Origin of the sequence: Streptomyces sp. NBC_01429, assembly GCF_036231945.1 — a bacterium.
Lineage (GTDB): Bacteria > Actinomycetota > Actinomycetes > Streptomycetales > Streptomycetaceae > Streptomyces.
Genome location: NZ_CP109599.1, coordinates 2,403,114 through 2,418,910, shown reverse-complemented (window position 1 = coordinate 2,418,910; position 15,797 = coordinate 2,403,114). Strand labels below are relative to the sequence as shown.

At 74.8% G+C, this 15,797-nt stretch carries 11 protein-coding genes; 9 read left to right on the top strand and 2 right to left on the bottom strand.

Annotation, left to right across the window (positions count from 1 at the left end):
• Position 1: 1 nt before the first annotated feature.
• On the bottom strand, positions 2-922 hold the full coding sequence (locus OG627_RS10030) for a DUF4097 family beta strand repeat-containing protein (protein ID WP_329063550.1): 921 nt from the start codon (positions 920-922) through the stop codon (positions 2-4).
• Between the two features lie 250 nt (positions 923-1,172).
• Here OG627_RS10030 and OG627_RS10025 point away from each other — a divergent pair, with 250 nt between their 5' ends.
• Positions 1,173-1,979: a hypothetical protein gene (locus tag OG627_RS10025; RefSeq protein ID WP_329063548.1), complete on the top strand. Its 807-nt coding sequence runs from the start codon at positions 1,173-1,175 to the stop codon at positions 1,977-1,979.
• Between the two features lie 42 nt (positions 1,980-2,021).
• Here OG627_RS10025 and OG627_RS10020 read toward each other — a convergent pair whose 3' ends face one another.
• Entirely contained in the window at positions 2,022-2,207 is a 186-nt protein-coding gene (locus OG627_RS10020) for a DUF6104 family protein (protein WP_329063546.1), read from the bottom strand.
• A gap of 163 nt (positions 2,208-2,370) precedes the next feature.
• Between OG627_RS10020 and OG627_RS10015 the strand changes: the two genes are divergently transcribed.
• The 8 genes from OG627_RS10015 (at position 2,371) to fxsT (ending at position 15,703) form a co-directional block, all read left to right on the top strand.
• Entirely contained in the window at positions 2,371-2,841 is a 471-nt protein-coding gene (locus tag OG627_RS10015; RefSeq protein WP_329063544.1) for a CU044_2847 family protein, read from the top strand.
• A complete protein-coding gene (locus tag OG627_RS10010) occupies positions 2,838-4,946 on the top strand; it encodes a VMAP-C domain-containing protein (RefSeq protein ID WP_329063542.1) in 2,109 nt (702 codons plus the stop codon). Before OG627_RS10015 ends, OG627_RS10010 begins: the two co-directional genes overlap by 4 nt.
• Before the next feature lie 85 nt (positions 4,947-5,031).
• Positions 5,032-6,117, top strand: a complete 1,086-nt coding sequence (locus OG627_RS10005; RefSeq protein ID WP_329063540.1) for an AAA family ATPase — start codon at positions 5,032-5,034, stop codon at positions 6,115-6,117.
• Positions 6,118-6,124: 7 nt separating this feature from the next.
• Entirely contained in the window at positions 6,125-9,562 is a 3,438-nt protein-coding gene (locus tag OG627_RS10000; protein ID WP_329063538.1) for an SAV_2336 N-terminal domain-related protein, read from the top strand.
• Positions 9,563-9,590: 28 nt separating this feature from the next.
• Positions 9,591-9,845, top strand: a complete 255-nt coding sequence (gene fxsA / locus OG627_RS35465) for an FxSxx-COOH cyclophane-containing RiPP peptide (protein ID WP_443073442.1) — start codon at positions 9,591-9,593, stop codon at positions 9,843-9,845.
• A 156-nt stretch (positions 9,846-10,001) separates the two neighbouring features.
• Complete coding sequence (locus OG627_RS09990) at positions 10,002-11,225, top strand: FxsB family cyclophane-forming radical SAM/SPASM peptide maturase (protein WP_443073441.1); 1,224 nt, start codon at positions 10,002-10,004, stop codon at positions 11,223-11,225.
• Complete coding sequence (locus OG627_RS09985) at positions 11,222-12,607, top strand: aKG-HExxH-type peptide beta-hydroxylase (protein ID WP_329063534.1); 1,386 nt, start codon at positions 11,222-11,224, stop codon at positions 12,605-12,607. The genes OG627_RS09990 and OG627_RS09985 overlap by 4 nt, the downstream gene beginning before the upstream one ends.
• Before the next feature lie 78 nt (positions 12,608-12,685).
• A complete protein-coding gene (fxsT, locus tag OG627_RS09980; RefSeq protein WP_329063532.1) occupies positions 12,686-15,703 on the top strand; it encodes an FxSxx-COOH system tetratricopeptide repeat protein in 3,018 nt (1,005 codons plus the stop codon).
• The last annotated feature ends 94 nt before the right edge of the window (positions 15,704-15,797 follow it).

The window sequence follows — 15,797 nt, the reverse complement described above, 5'->3', positions numbered from 1 at the left end:
GTCACAGCTCCTTGGAGTCGGCGGTCGGGCCGGTGGCGGCTTCGCCGGTGGCCTCGGCGTCGGTGGCTGAGGGGGCGCCGGCCTGGGAGGGGATGTGCGGGTCCTCCTCCGCAGGTGGCTTGCGCAGCAGAGCGATCGAGCCGGTGACGGTCGTCGCCCTGAGCGTGCCGGTGCCCGCGCCCAGATTGCCGGTGATCTTCTTCGCGCCCCACTGGCCGCTCACCCGCAGATCGTCGAACGCGTTGGACACCGATCCGCTGGCGGTATTCGCCTCGACCCGCGCGTCCGCCGGATGCGGCAGCCGGATCGCGACCTCCCCCGAGACCGTCGTCAGCTGGATGTCGGTGGGCTTGCCCGCCGGATCGAGGTCGATCACCATGTCGCCGCTGACCGAGTCGGCCCGTACGGACGAACCCGCTCCCTCGATGACCGTCAGATCGCCGGAGACGGAGTGGAAGCGCAGATCCCCGGTGACGGCCTGGGCCTCCAGGCCGCCCGACACCGTATCGGCCCTGACCTCGCCGGACAGTCCCACCAGAGCCGTGTCACCGCTCACCCCGCGCACATCCGTACGCCCCCGGACCCCGGAGATCACGGCGCCCGCGCCCACCACGCCGACCTCGACGGAGGTGTCCGCGGGGACGGCGAGGGAGACGACCGCCCGGCGGTGCCAGCCCTTGGGGTCGAGCCATTTGAGGAAGCCCTTCCAGGGCAGATCCTCGTAGGCGACGGTGAGGGTGGAGCCGCTTCTCGTCACGATCAGCGGAGGGCCCTCCAACTGGGAGACCTCCAGACGGGCGCCGTCCCGGTCCGTGCCGACGACGTTCACCGTGCCGCTGACGATCCGCACGTTGAGTGCGGTGACCGGGCCGTCGAAGGTGAGCCTCTCGGGCTCGGCGACTTCCCATGTCGACTCTGCCATGGTGCTGACCTCCCACAGACCGGCATGACGCAACATATCGCGTCTCTTGGTGAACACGATATATCGCGGTCGCGGGAAGTCAAGGCGCGTCAGGGCGGGCCGGGTGGACCTGGGGGTTATGCCGGGGTCGGCGCCGGGGATGCGTCGGGGTCGGCGCCGGAGGCGGTGTCGGGGTGGACCCGGGGATCACTCAGGGGGCCTCAGGAGGTCCGGTGCCCATATCGGGGCAAAGTGTCCTAGCGTAAGGGCCATGAACGCGACACCCGTGGGAGCGCTGCTGCTGTGCCGGGCCGAGCCGGTGGAGGTCTCGCCCGCCGCCCATCTGCTCCGGGAGCGGCTGCTGCTCGCCCCGGCCGGCGACGGCTGGAGCGTGCTCGTCCCCGAGGGCAAGCCCTGGCTGGACGGCGCTGATCCGGTCGACCGGGTGGTCGCCGGATGGGCGGGCGCGCTCGCCGTCGGCGCCGGCTGGCCGGTGCTCGCGCTCTGGTGGGACGGCGACCGGGCGGGCTACACGCTGGCGGCCGGCTTCCGCCGTGCCGTCGGCTATGTCTGGCTGGCGGACGGCACCCCGGCGGGCGAGGACGAGGCGATGCGCACCTTCGTGGCCCGGCTCGGTCTCGATCCCGTACTGGACCTCCAGGCGCTGGAGCCGCTGACCCGGCCGGACCCGGAGGCCGACTCCAGGACCCGGCTGGTCGCGCTGGCCGCCTTCCTGGCCCGTACCGGCCTCACCCTTCCGGCCGGTCTCAGCCCCGGCGAACCCGCCGACCGGCTGCGCGAGGTGGCCCGTGTCCAGCCCGCCGCCGGGCAGATCCAGTGGGCGGGCTGGCGCGACGCGGTGCGGGCCGAGCTGGAGGTGGTGGAGGAGGGGCCGCTCGGTCCCTGGCTCCTCGGCCCCCGGGCCCGGCTGCTGGGCGCCGCCGAACTCGCGGTCGGTATCCCGCTCTCCCTGTGGGCCCTGCGCCGCTCCAGCGCTGGCTGGGCCTTCGCCGGCGCCCTGCTGATCGCGCACGGCACCCTGGAACTCGCCTACGAGCGGCTTCGCGTCGAGGTCTGAGCCGGGGTCCGAGGCGGCATCCGCGGCGCCTTTTCGTCGCGTCTATTCGTCGTCGTCCTCGTCGTCGTCCAGCCGCGCCAGCCAGGTCGCCAGGCGCTCCACCGGCACTTCGAAGTCGGGGTTCAGATCGACGAACGTACGCAGCTGCTCGGCCAGCCACTCAAGAGTGACCTCCTCCTGGCCGCGCCGCTTCTCCAGCTCCTCGATCCCTCGGTCGGTGAAGTACATAGGCACCAGACTAACGCCTGGTGAGGCCCCCTACGGCGGCCGGGAGCCGGCTTCGCCGGGCCCGTGAGAACCGTCCGGGGGCGAATCGCCGTCCTCCGCCATGTACCTCGCGCGGGCACCGTACTGCCGCTAACCTGCGGGGAATTGGGGGAATGGGGATGCCATGGATGATGGCGGGGCGACGGTCACACGCATCGAGTTGCCGGACGGGACGCCCGTCTGGGCCAGGATCAGCGGCGCGGCGGAGCTGGAGCGGCCCTCCGGGGGGCTGGAGTACTCGGACACCGGGTTCGCCGAGCAGGTGCAGGCCCGGGTGGAGAGTCTCCAGTCGGTGGTGACCGGCGTCGCGCGGTCGCTGGCCGGGCCGCTGCGCGCGGTGCGCCCCGACGAGGTGAGCGTCGAGTTCGGCATCGAGCTGACCGCCAAGGCGGGCCGGGTCGTGGGGCTGCTCGCGGACGGCGAGGCCAAGGGGGCCATCAAGGTCACGCTCACCTGGAGCGGCGGCGGTCCGCCCGCCGATCTGAGCGGCCCCGCCGTCGTACCGCCGCAGGCCGCCGCAGGACCCAGGGGCGCACCCCCCGGCGCACCGGCGCATCCCGGCGGGCCCACGCCCCGGGCCGGGAGCGGACGGTGATCGACGCGTACGGCGGCCCCGGCGGGGGCGCGCCGGGTGTGCCGAACGACAGCGTGCGTGCGCTCGTGGACCTCGTCATGGCGGCGACCGTGCGCATCCATGCCGCGGAGCGCGGGTATGACCCTGAGGGGCCGGGCGGAAGCTTCCTGGGGAGCGGCTTCTTCATCGCCCCGAGCTGGGTTCTCACGTGTGCGCATGTGGCGATGCAGGGGGAGGGGCGGGACGTGGCGGTGGTCTTCGAATCCGGTCCCGAATCCGGTCTCACCTCGGTCGCCGGCACCGTCGTCGCCGCGCTTCCCGAGGCGCCCCGCGAGCCCGGTGCCGACCCGATGGCCGCTCCGCGCGGCAGCTGGCCCGCGCCCGATCTCGCCCTGATCCGGCTCGGACGGCCCGTCGACCACGCCTGCGTGTACGTCGCGGAGCGCCCCGCCCCGTTCTTCGGCGGCGGCCAGGTGCTCTACACCGGCTGGACGGAGGTGGGCGGCCGGATCAAGCGGCTGACCGGGCGGTGCACCGTCCAGGGCACGGTGGGCGGCTGGGCCGATCCCGACGAGCAGATGCGCCTCGGCGGTGATGTGCTGCCGCCGGGGGTCTCCGGCGGGCCGACCGTCGACCTGACCCGCGGCGAGGTGGTCGGGGTGCTCAAGTCGCAGCTCGTCGGCGGCATGGGCGGGACCTCGATCGGCATCGAGCGGCTGCGGTCGCTGCCGGTGCCGGGCGCGATGGCCGGTGCCGAGGCCGACGACGACTACCAGGCCGTGTTCCACGCCCACGACCGCTACCACGCCGACCAGCACGCCAGCCGGGTCAACCAGGGACCCACCTGGGTCGATGTGCAGGACGGCCTCGGCGCGGGCGCCGGCCGGGTGCTCAGCCCGCAGCAGCGCATCGCCCTGCTCGGCAGGCTCGCCGACCTGCCGCCCCCGGTCTCCACCCACAGCCTGCTCGATCTGCTGGTCCGGCTGCCGGGCGTGCACACGGTCGACCGCTATCCGGCGCCGCGCGGCTGGCGCGACGGGCTCGGCGCGCTGTACGAGAACAGGGGCGGGGAGGCCGCGCTCAGACTCGTCCTGAGCTACTGCGTGAGCGTCATCTCCGCCGAGCGGCCCTATGTCACCCAGTCCACGGCCGCGGCCGAGGAGTCCCTGTGGAACTGGGTGGACGGCATCGCGGCCGACCGGCTCCCGCGCGACTTCCGCAATGAGATCTTCCTGCTCAGGGCGGCGGCCAGGCACCGCACCGACCGCGAGCAGCGGCGTGCCTCCCCGGCCTACGGCGAGGGTCCCCGCGAGGGCGAGCGCCCCTTCGTCCTGCTGGAGCTGGAGCCGCGCGGCTGGGAGCGCGACAGCTACGACTGGCGGGTCGGTGTCGCCCGGCACACCGGCGAGGTGGTGCCGGTCGGCGAGGACAGCCGGGGCACCGCGGGTCACGAACTGGCCACCAGGCTGGGCGCCCCGCTGACCGAGGCGTTCCGGCGGTGCGACGAGCCGGACAGCCCCGCCGTGCTCCAGGTCGCCGTCGTACAGGCCCAGTTGGGACTGGAGGTCGACGGCTGGCGGCTGTCGGCGGACGAGCCCCCGCTCGGCGCCGTACGGCCCGTGGTCGTCCGCCCCTCCGACCAGGAGCCGCCGCTCACGGAGGACGAGGCACGGGAGCGGCGGGCGCGCTGGGACCGCGTCAGGAGCGCCGCCGTCCGGGCCCGGATCGTCGACTGCGAGGGCGGATTGCGGGTACCCGTACCGCTGGACGACGAGCTGCGGACGCTGGCGCACGAGACCGTGCCGGTGCTCTGCCGCTACGCCGACCGGCCCGACGCGGAGACGGCCGCCGGGCTGACGCGGCTGGTGCGCGGCGGCTTCCACATCGCCCTGCTGCGGCGCGGCAGGGACCGCTCCCACGCCGTATGCGCGGACTTCCACCGCCGGGCCGTCGCCACGGTCGCCGAGGCGGGCGGCGCCGACCAGCTGCCGCGTACGGTCCTCGAACTGCGCCGGGGCGTCTGGGCGGGCCGCGCGGAGACGTACTGGTCGGACGGGGTCGCCCTGTTCTACGACGATCCGACCCACCCGCTGCCCGGCTCGGGCCACTTGCTGGAGGCGCCGTGAGCGGGCCGGTGCGTACGCGGTGCTCGGAGGCCCGTTCGACGGCCGCCGCCCCTGCCGGACGAGTGACGACGACGAGGAACCCGTTATGAGTGAACCGAGCGAGTGGCTCATCTACCGAGGAGCGGGCGAACCGCACGGCGGCATCACCCAGTTGCCCCCGCCGCCGCCCTGGCGCGACTTCGCGGGCCGGGGCGCGGCGAACGGCGACGGGGCGGGTGACGGTGCCGCGACCGGTGACGGTGCCGCGGCCGGTGACGCCGCGACCGACGGTTCCGCCGACCGCCGGCTCGGCGGCTACCGGCACGAGGCGGAGCTGCACCGCCCCGGCGCCGAGGAGCTGGAGATGATCAACGCGGCGCTCTACCTGCGGCGCCCGCTGCTCGTCACCGGCAGCCCCGGCGCGGGCAAGTCCACCCTGGCCCACTCGGTCGCGCACGAACTGGGGCTCGGCCGCGTGCTGCGCTGGCCCATCGTCAGCAGGTCGGCCCTCCAGGACGGTCTCTACCACTACGACGCGATCGCCCGCCTCCAGGACGTCCAGCTCGCCGCGCACGGCGCGGCGGCCGGGGTGGACACGACGGCGGGCCACGATCCGTCGGCGGACATCGGCAGTTACATCAGGCTCGGCCCGCTGGGCACCGCCCTGCTCCCCTCCGACCAGCCGCGCGTCCTGCTCATCGACGAGCTGGACAAGAGCGACATCGATCTGCCGAACGACCTCCTCAACGTGCTGGAGGAGGGCGAGTTCGGCATCCCCGAGCTGGAGCGGATCGCCGACCGGCTGCCGGACGGCGAGGCCGAGGTCCTCACCGACGACGGCAGGAAGGTCAAGGTCAAGGGCGGCCGGGTGCAGTGCCGCGCCTTCCCCTTCGTCGTCCTCACCAGCAACGGCGAGCGCGACTTCCCGGCGCCGCTGATGCGCCGCTGTATCCATCTGCGGCTCGGCCGCCCCGACCACCAGCGGCTCGCGACCTTCGTACGGGCGCACCTCGGCGACGAGGCCGCGCGCGTCGGCAACGACCTGATCGCGCACTTCCTGGAGCGCTCGCGCAGCGAACTGATCTCCACCGACCAGCTGCTGAACGCGATCTATCTCACCGACGCGGCCGCCCCGGCCGGCCGTGACCGTCTCGCCGACCTGATCATCCAGCGACTCGACCGGCCGAGGTGATGCGCTGATGCCCGACATCACGGAACGGCCCGGCCCGGACAGCGAGCCGGACCCGGGACGCGGGCATGCCCGGACCGACGGGCCGGAGGGGCGCCCGGCGCGGGCGGGCGGTGCCGGGCCGCTCCCGCCGTACGACGCGACCCTGCTGACCGCGCTGGTCGAGCGGCTGCGCCACGCCGGACTCGACCCGGACGCCGAACAGCTCTGCGACGCCCTGTGGCTGGCCGGCTGGACCGGCCGCGGCCGGCGGGCGCCGCAGGGCGGCGACGGGAGCGGCGACGGGCTCCGGGCCGAGCCGCGCGCCCCGGGCACCGGCGGGGAGCCGGGCGCACCGGTTCCCGGGGGCGACTCCGGCGGCGATCCGGGCGCCGCTCCCGGAAGCGGCCCTGCGGACGAGCCCGCCGGGCCGGGGGACTCCGGCGACGACGAACGCCCGGTCACGCTCTACCCCATGCCGCGCTCCGGCCGTAAGCGGGCGCAGTCGCCCGGCGCGCTGACCGGGCGCCCGCTGGGCGTGCCGGTGGCGCCCGCGCTGCCCGCGCCGCTCGAACTCCAGCGCGCGCTACGGCCACTCCAGCGATACCGGCCCGCCGTGCCTCCCTCGCGCCGTACCCTTGACGAGGTGGCGACCGTAGAGCTGAGCGCCCGAGCCGGCGGGCTGATCATCCCGGTGTTCCGCGGGGTCTCGCGGGCGGACGCGCTCCTTCAACTCGTGCTGGACGCGTCGTCGTCGATGCGTGTATGGGAACGGCTGTTCACCGAACTCCAGGAGATCTTCGGCCAGTTGGGCGCCTTCAGGGATGTCCAGGTGCGCTATCTGCACCAGGGGCCCGAAGGGGCGCCCGCCGTCAGCCGCAGCCCCGACCCCGCCGCCGCGCCGCTCAGCTCCGCCGACCGGCTCAGCGATCCGACCGGCCGCCGCGTCACCGTCGTCGTCAGCGACTGCGCCGGTCCGCTGTGGCACAGCGGGCGCGCCCACCGGCTGCTGCACCAGCTGGGCCGCCAGGCCCCCATCGCCGTCCTGCAACCGCTGCCGCAGCGCATGTGGAACCGCACCCGGCTGCCCGTCACCTACGGACTGCTCTCCCGGGGCGAGGGACCCGGCGGCGCCGCCGTCCTGAAGGTCGACGCGGCCACGGCGCCCGCCGTACGGCCCGGTTCGCTCGCCATCCCCGTACTGCCGCCGGTCGCGGGCGCGCTCGGCGCCTGGGCCCGGCTGCTGTCGGGCACCGGCGCGGGACGGATCTCCGGCGCGGTCGGCTGGGTGCGCGCCGACCAGCCCCCGGCGCCGGTGCCGCGCCCGGGCAGCCCGCTGTCCTCGCTCCAGCTCGTCAGCCGCTTCCGCTCGGCCGCCTCGCCGGTCGCGGGCCAGCTCGCCGTCTATCTCGCCGCAGCCCCGCTCTATCTGCCGGTGATGCAGCTCGTACAGCGGACGATGCTGCCCGACTCGGGCCCCTCCGAACTCGCCGAGGTGCTGCTCAGCGGGCTGCTCTCGCGCGCCAAGGGCAACAGCCCGGACGACGAGCCGTGGTACGAGTTCGCCCCCGGCGTCCAGGAGGCGCTGCTCGGCCCGCTGGGCCGCGACGAGGCGGTGCTCGTCCTCAAACACTGCTCGGAGTACATAGAGCAGAGATTCGGCAGGGGCGGCCCGAACTTCCCCGCCATGGTCCTCGCCCAGCTGGAGGACGCCCGGCGCGGCCCGATCCACCCGGGCGCCGCAGAGGAGGGCGACGGTCTCGACGAGCTGTACGAGAGCGCCGCCCTCGACGGTGAGCGGGACGGCGACCGCGAACAGCGCGTCCCGCACCCCTTCGCCGAGGTCGCCCGGCGCGTCCTGGACCAGTTCATCCCGCAGGCGCCGCCCGACGAGACCGAGCCCGTCGTCAACGCGGCGGTGGAGAGCGCCCGCGAGCTGCTGCGCCAGTTCGACTCCGACGGCATGGTGCAGTACCTGATCGACGCCGTACAGCTGCTGCGGACCGCCACCGAACACGAGGAGCCCGGCGGCTTCGACCCGGCCCTGTGGGCGGAGTTCGCCCGCTGTCTGCTGCGGCTCTGGGAGGTCCAGGGCAGCGGCGAACTCCTCACCGAGGCCGAGCGCGCGGCCGAGCGGGCCGTCGCCCACCCCCGGGCCGTACGTGAACGGGCCGTCCTGGCCAAGGTGCTGCACGCGGCGGCCGACGACCGGCGCAGGCGCGGCGACCGGCGCGGCGCCCTGGAGCTGCTGCGCCGCGCCGACCGCGAGTACACCGTCGCCGGCGCGGCCCTAGGGCTCGACCCCGCCGAGGTGCTGCGGCTCACCCTGGACCGGGTCCGCGCCCTGGAGACCCAGTGGCTGCTCGGCGGCGACACCGCGCTGCTCCAGAGCGCGATCGGGATGCTGGAGGCGTTCGCCGACGTCTGGCCCGACCAGGAGAACCGGCCCGCCGGGCTGCCGCTGGCCCACGGCAGGACCCTGCTGCGGCTCTCGGGCGCGACGAGCGACACCGAACAGGCCCAGCTCTACGCGGAACAGGCCGCGCGCTCACTGCGCAAGGCGCTCGCCCCCGGCGACCACACCATCGGCGGCCAGGCCCGGATCCAGCTCGACCTGGTGGACGCGCTGCTGCGCTCAGGGGAGGGCCTGGAGGAGGCAGGACGGCTGATCGAGCAGTCGCTGGCGACCGTACGGGACGAGCGGCTGCTCGCTTCGCTCAGGACCCGGGCGGCCCGGCTGCGGATCGCCCGCTACGAGCGCGCGGGCGAGGCGGGCGGCGCCGGGGACGCGACGGATCTGGAGGAGGCGGCCGAGTACTTCGCCCTCGCGGCGCGCGGCACCGCGCGCGACTCCCGGGCCCACGCCGACCTGCTCGCCGAGTGGGGCAGCGCCCTGCTGACCCGCGCCGGACTCCCGGACGGCGGGCCGTACACGGGCGCGGCGGTGCGGGTGCTGCGCGACTGCCGTACGGAGACGGTGACCGGCACGGCGCGGCAGGCGGAGCGGCTGCTGATGCTGGGTCAGGCGCTGATGCTCCGGCACGGGATCAACGACGACCGGGTGGACCTGCGGGAGGCGGAGCATCTGTTCGGACTGGCCGCCCAGGAGGCGCGCGACCCGCTGACCGCCGCCCGCTGCTGGCTGGAGCTGGGCCGTTCGCATGTCGAGGCGCACCGCAGCCTGCGCCGGCCCGCCCGGCTGGACGACGCCGCCGAGGCGTTCCGGGACGCGGCGGACGCGGCCAGGACGGCCGAAGCGGAACTGGACAATCCGCGCCAACTTCTGGAAGCCGTGCAGTTACGTGCAGAGGCCCACCGTCAACGGGGTATGACCTATGAGGAGGCGGGCCGCCCCCGGGCCGCGCGCGAGGCGTACCGGGCGGCGCACGCGGAGTGGCGCAGGCTGCCGGACGGCGGCGGCGAGGCGGCGAGGCTGACCACGGACAGGCTGGCCGAGCTGGAGCGCTGAGCGGGACCGGGACGGACGGGGGATCGTCATGAGCGAAGGCGTGGAGCGCGGCGGGCAGACGCGTCGCGGGTGGCAGGACGAAGCGCGGGGACCGAACGGGGCGGAGCGGCCGGAGCGGGCCGAGGCGGAGCGGCCGCCACCGGCCCTGCCCGATCTGCTCGCCCTCGACCTGGCGGCGCTGCGCACCCTCGACCACCCCGTACTGGCCGAGATCCTGACCGATCTGCGCGGCCGGAGCGAGCAGCCGAAGGAGACGCTCTGGGGGTTCAACAACGCGTTCTGACGCCCTTCCCCGGCATCTCCCGCGCGCGTCCCTTTCGGTCCCGGGCAGCCGTCGAACAGGACAACCTGACCCGTGGCGGGTTTGCCTCCCCGGGGGCCGAGGGAAACAGGCCCACGGCCGAACCGCCGCGAATCGCCGCCCCGGAGGCCGTACGGCATGGGGGGTAGGGACGTGACTCGACCGCGCGGCACGGCAGCGCCCGTGGGCGTCCGACGTCCCGTGCCCTTCGGCCAGTTCATCGTGAAGGTGCACGGCCGCTGCAACCTCGCCTGCCGCTACTGCTACCTGTACGCGGGCCCCGACCGCGGCTGGCGCGCCCGCCCCGCCGCCGCGTCGCCCGAGGTGCTGGAGCGCGCCGCGACCCGTATCGCCGAGCACGCCGCCGCCCACGGACTGCGCGACCTCGCCCTCGTCCTGCACGGCGGCGAACCGCTGCTCGCGGGCGCCGACCGGCTGGCCGCCTTCGCGCGGGACGTACGGGAGCGGGCCGGAGCGGGCCGTACGGTCGCCGTCACCGTGCAGACCAACGGCACCCTGCTCACCGAGCGCCGCACCGCCACCCTCGCCCGGCACGCGATCCGCGTCGGCATCAGCCTCGACGGCGGCCGGGCCGCCCACAACACCCTGCGCACCGACCACGCGGGCCGCCCCTCCTGGCCCGCCGCCGCACGCGGCGCCCGGCTGCTCGCCACGCACCACCCGCAGGCGTACGCGGGCATCCTCACCGTCGTCGACCCGCGCACCGACCCCGTCGAGATGTACGAGTCGCTGCTCGAACTGCGCCCGCCCGCGATCGACCTGCTGCTCCCGCACGGCAACTGGACCAGCCCGCCGCCCGGCCTGCCCGCGCACCGGCTCGGCGACCCCGGCCGCCCCACCCCGTACGGCGACTGGCTGACCACCGTCTTCGACCGCTGGTGGCGGGCCGGGCACCGGGAGACCAGGATCCGGCTCTTCGAGGAGTGCCTCGCGCTGCTGCTGGGACTGCCCGGCGCCACCGAATCGCTCGGACTCGACCCCCTCAACGCCGTCGTGGTCGAGACGGACGGCGCGATCGAACAGGTCGACTCCCTCAAATCCGCCTACGACACGGCCGCCGCCACCGGACTCGACGTCTTCCGCCACACCTTCGACGACGCGCTGCGCCACCCCGGGATCGCCGCCCGCCAGGCCGGCGCTGCGGCGCTCGCCGACGGCTGCCGCGCCTGCCCGCTGCTCACGGTGTGCGGCGGCGGCCACTACGCCCACCGCTACCGCGCCGGGGAGGGCTTCAGGCACCCGTCCGTCTACTGCGCCGACCTCGACCGGCTGATCCGCCATGTCGCCGCCGCCCTCGCGGGAGCCGCGGGAGCCGCAGGAGTCGCGGGAGCCGTCCGGTGAGCCCGGCCGTCCCCGAGCGGGCGCTGCGCGAACTCGGCCGCACCGAAGGCGGGACGGACGCCCTCGGGCTGCTCGTACGCGACCAGCACACCCGCCGGCTGATCCTGCTGCGCGCCCTGCTCGACGCGGCGGCCGACGCCCCGGCCGCCGTCCGCCCGACCGCGGCCGCCGCCGGGCCGCGCGAGCACTGGGCGCTGCTGGAGGCGGCCGACCGCGCCGACCGCGCCGCCGTACGCACCGTCCTGCTGCACCCGCTCACCGGACCCTGGGCCCAGCGCTGTCTGCGCGGGCTCACCTCCCCGGCGCCCACCCCGGAACTCGCCGCCGACCTGGCGCACTTCGGCGCGCTGGCCGCCGCCGCCGCGATCCGGGCCCGGCTGCCCTTCAGCGCGCGGCTCACCGCCCCCGCCGGGCCCCTCGTCCTGCCCACCCTGGGCGCGCTGCGCACCGGCCGGGGAGCATCGTCGCCCCTCGACATCACCCTGGCGGACTCGCGCGTGACGGTACGTCAGGCGGGCGCGGCGCCCGTCGTCCTGGAGGCGGACGGCGACGGCCCGCGCTCCGAGGACCCGCGCTGGCTGCCCGTGCTCACCCTGCCGCCGCTGCGGGACGGCGCGCCGCCCGTCCACCTCGACGACCTCGACCCGTACCGCGTCGCGGCCCCCGGCCCCCAGCGGCACGGGCTCTCCGCCGCCACCGGACCCGACCCGGCCGAGCGCGCGGCCTGGGCGCGGCTGTGGGCGCTGACCGGGCCCGCGCTGGCGGCCGGCGGCCCACACCGCCCCGCCGAGGCGGCGGCCCTGCTGCGCTGCCTCGTACCGCTGCGTCCGCCGCCCGGCTCCGCGCCCTCCGGCGACGGCCCCGCGCAGTGCAGCGCCACCCGCCGCGAGGCGTTCGGCGCGGTCCTCAGCAGCAAGCCCGCCACCGCCGCCCTCCTCGCCTCGACCCTCGTGCACGAACTCCAGCACACCAAACTCGCCGCCCTCAGCGCCCTCGTCCCGCTGCACCACGAGGACGCCACACCACGGCACTTCGCCCCCTGGCGCTCCGACCTGCGCCCCTTCGACGGACTCCTCCAGGGCGCCTACTCCCATCTCGCGCTCGCCGACTACTGGCAGCGGCTGGCCCTCGGCGCCGAGCGGCTCTCCCGGCGCGACCTGGCCTGGGCCGAGCACGCCCGCTGCCGCGAACAGGTCGGCGCCGTCCTGCCCGTACTCGCCGGCTCCGGCGCCCTGACCCGCGAGGGACGCGTGCTCGTCAACGAGATGATCGCCGTCTACCACCGGCTCGCCGACAGCCCGCCACCGGCCGGACACCGCGCCAGGGCCGAGGCATACGTGCGCACGGCACGGATGATCTGGCGCCAAAGGAACGGAACGTAAAGCGGCGCGCGACAGGATCGCTCCATGGGGTGGCGGGGTATGTTAAAAGGGCGTATGACGACGCAGGGAGACGGTTGAATGCCCGGAGCACACAAGCAAGTTGGAGCCACCGGGCCGCAGGTTGTCACCATCAGTTTCGCCGGGTTCAACCGGGCCTGGGCAGCCTGGATCGGGGACCGCCTGGAGCGGCGCGGCCTCTCGGTCGTCTACCAGCGGTGGGACCCGCCGGACGACATCACACTGGAGGAGTGCCTGCGCGATCTGCTGCTCGCGCCCGGCCCCGTCCTCGTCGTCCTCAGCGACTGGTACTTCCAGCTCGGCCCGCGCAGCCACGACGAGTGGAACACCGCCCTGCGCCAGGTGGTGGCCGCCGACCCCGGCCGGTTCGCCGCCGTCACCGTCACCACCTCCGCGCTGCCCAGCGCCACCACCGTCTTCGCCGCCGCCGATCTGACCACCGTCGGTGAGTCGGAGGCCGAGCGGCGCGTGCTCACCCGCCTCGGGCTGTCCACCGAACCGCCGCCCGCGCACGGCGACCCCCGGCGCGGACCGCGCTACCCGGCCGACATCCCCGACGTATGGGGCGGCGTGCCCCGCCGCAACACCCGTTTCACCGGCCGCGAGGCACTGCTAGGCGACGCGTACGACGGGCTCCAGCAGGCCGGCCGGGGCGCCGGAGTGGTCACCCTCCACGGCATGTCGGGCGTGGGCAAGACCCAGCTCGCCGCCGAGTACGTGTACCGCTTCGGCGCCGAGTACGACGTCGTGTGGTGGGTCGCCGCCGACAAGCGCGTCACCTGCCGCCAGCGGCTCGCCGAACTCGCCCCGGCGCTGGGCCTGTCCACCGGCGTCGAATACGGCGAACGGCTGCGCGCCGCCCGCGACGCGCTGCGCCGGGGCGACCCGTACAGCCGCTGGCTGCTGGTCCTCGACGGCGCCGACGAGCCCGACCAGATCTGGGACCTGGTGCCGACCGGACCGGGCCATGTGCTGATCACCGCCCGCAACCCGGAGTGGGGCGAGCACAACAGCACCCTGATGGAGGTCCCGGTCTACGACCGCGAGGAGTCCGTGGCGTTCGTCCGCCGCCGCGCCCCGCGCCTCACCTACCGGGAGGCGGCGCAGCTCGCCGTCGCGCTGGAGGACCTGCCGCTGCTGCTCGACCAGACGGCCGGCTGGCTCAACGACTCCGACATGTCCGTCGACCAGTACATCGAGCTGCTCAGGGGCGGCATCGACCAGGACGTCGTACGGGTCTCCGCAGACTTCCCGCTCGCCTTCCAGACCGGCTGGTCGATACTGCTCAACAAGCTCCGCGAGACCGTCCCCGAATCCGTGGACCTGCTGCGCCTGTGCACGTTCTTCGCGCCGGGCGCCATCCCCGTACGGCTGGTGCGCGACCTGCCCGCCGACACCCTCCCGGAGAAGCTCCGGGGCCTGGTCGACGACCCGGTGCGCTGGACCCGCGCGATCAACAAGCTCCGGCAGTACGCGGTGGTGCGCGCCGCCGGGGTCGGCGAGCGCGAGGTCAGGGACCAGGTGGGCGAGACCGGGACAGGATCGGCCGGCGACACCCTCTACATGCACCGCATGGTCCACCAGATCGTCCACCAGGACATGCCCGCCCAGGACCACCAGGACTTCATCGAGGTCGTCCGCCGCGCCCTGGTCGCCGCCGACCCCGGCCGCCCCACCGACACCCGGCTGTGGCCCCGGTACGCGGAGATCACCCCGCATCTGAAGTGGGCCGACGTCCTCAAGAGCACCGACCCCGGGGTGCACGCCCTGGTCCTCAACTGTCTGCGCTACATGTACCTGTCCGGCGAGTACAAGGCCGGCATCAACCTCGGCAGACGCGCCATGGCGGCCTGGAGGCGGCTCCTCGGCGACACCCACGCGAGGATCTGGGACCTCAGCTACCACTACGCCAATCTGATGCGCGCCGTCGGCGACTACGCGGGCACCGAGGCCATCGAGCGCGCCGCCGCCGAACATCTGCGCGCCGAGCGCGGCCCGCAGGACCTGGAGTACCTGCGCGCGGCGGGCGGACTCGCCGCCGACCTGCGCGGCCTCGGCCGCTACGACGAGGCGTACGAGATCTCCGGCCGGCTCGTCGCCTCGTACCGCGAACTCCTCGGCGAACAGGACTCCCGCACCCTCAACGCGCAGAACAACCTGGCCGTCACCCTGCGGCTGTTCGGCCGGTACCAGGAGTCCCTCGACCTCAACCGGCGCACCCTGGAGGCCCGTCGGCTGCTGCTGCGCCCGCGCCACAGCTGGACCCTCTTCTCGGAGATCAACTACGCCACCGACCTGCGGCTCCTCGGCCGCTACAACGAGGCGGAGTCGCTCCAGTCGCAGAGCGTCCGGGTCCACCGCATCGTGATGGGCCGGGACAACCCGCAGACGCTGCGCGCCGAGCACAACCTGGCGCTGTGCCACTACCGTTCGGGCGAACGCGGCAGGGCGGCCGCGCTGTTCACCCAGGTCCTGGAGAGCTGCGAACGGGTCCTGGGCGAACACGACCCGCTGACCATGATGTTCGCCGCCTCCCAGAGCTGCTTCGCCCGCGAGCACGGCGACATCGACCAGGCCAGGGAGATAAGCGAGAAGGTCGTCTCCGGCTATCTGGACATGCTCGGCGAGGGCCACCCCTTCCTCGCGGGCACCCGCGCCAACCACGCGCTGATCCTGCGCAACGTCGGCGAGCGCGACCAGGCCCACGTCCAGATGGAGAACTCCCTGACCGACATGGCGCGGGCGGTGGGGGAGCGCCACCCCTGGACGCTGGGCTGCGCCATCAACGCCTCCGCGCTGCGCAACCTCGTGGGCGACCCGGAGGGCGCCGCCGAGCTGACCGGCGACACCATCGCCCGCGCCACCGAGACCCTCGGCCGCACCCACCCGCTGACGCTCTCCGCCCGGATCGCCCACGCGGCGGACCTGCGGGCGCTGCGGGACCGGCAGCGCGCCGAGAAGGTCGAGGGGGAGGCGCTGGACGACCTGGTGGCGACGCTGGGCGCGCAGCATGTCCATACGGTCACGGCCCGCTCCCGCAACCGCCCGTACTGGGACTTCGAACCGCCGATCGTCTGACCCGGCTGTCTGACCCGGTCACATCTGACCCGGTCGTCGGCCGTCCGGGACGTACCGCACGCCGGAGGGCCCGGCTCCGCGATCAGCTCGCGGG

What these genes read in the sequence shown, in the direction of transcription:
- OG627_RS10030 (WP_329063550.1), bottom strand. Translation starts at nt 922, where the DNA reads ATGGCAGAGTCGACATGGGAAGTCGCCGAGCCCGAGAGGCTCACCTTC.
- OG627_RS10025 (WP_329063548.1), top strand. Translation starts at nt 1,173, where the DNA reads ATGAACGCGACACCCGTGGGAGCGCTGCTGCTGTGCCGGGCCGAGCCG.
- OG627_RS10020 (WP_329063546.1), bottom strand. Translation starts at nt 2,207, where the DNA reads ATGTACTTCACCGACCGAGGGATCGAGGAGCTGGAGAAGCGGCGCGGC.
- OG627_RS10015 (WP_329063544.1), top strand. Translation starts at nt 2,371, where the DNA reads ATGGATGATGGCGGGGCGACGGTCACACGCATCGAGTTGCCGGACGGG.
- OG627_RS10005 (WP_329063540.1), top strand. Translation starts at nt 5,032, where the DNA reads ATGAGTGAACCGAGCGAGTGGCTCATCTACCGAGGAGCGGGCGAACCG.
- OG627_RS10000 (WP_329063538.1), top strand. Translation starts at nt 6,125, where the DNA reads ATGCCCGACATCACGGAACGGCCCGGCCCGGACAGCGAGCCGGACCCG.
- fxsA (WP_443073442.1), top strand. Translation starts at nt 9,591, where the DNA reads ATGAGCGAAGGCGTGGAGCGCGGCGGGCAGACGCGTCGCGGGTGGCAG.
- OG627_RS09990 (WP_443073441.1), top strand. Translation starts at nt 10,002, where the DNA reads ATGGGGGGTAGGGACGTGACTCGACCGCGCGGCACGGCAGCGCCCGTG.
- fxsT (WP_329063532.1), top strand. Translation starts at nt 12,686, where the DNA reads ATGCCCGGAGCACACAAGCAAGTTGGAGCCACCGGGCCGCAGGTTGTC.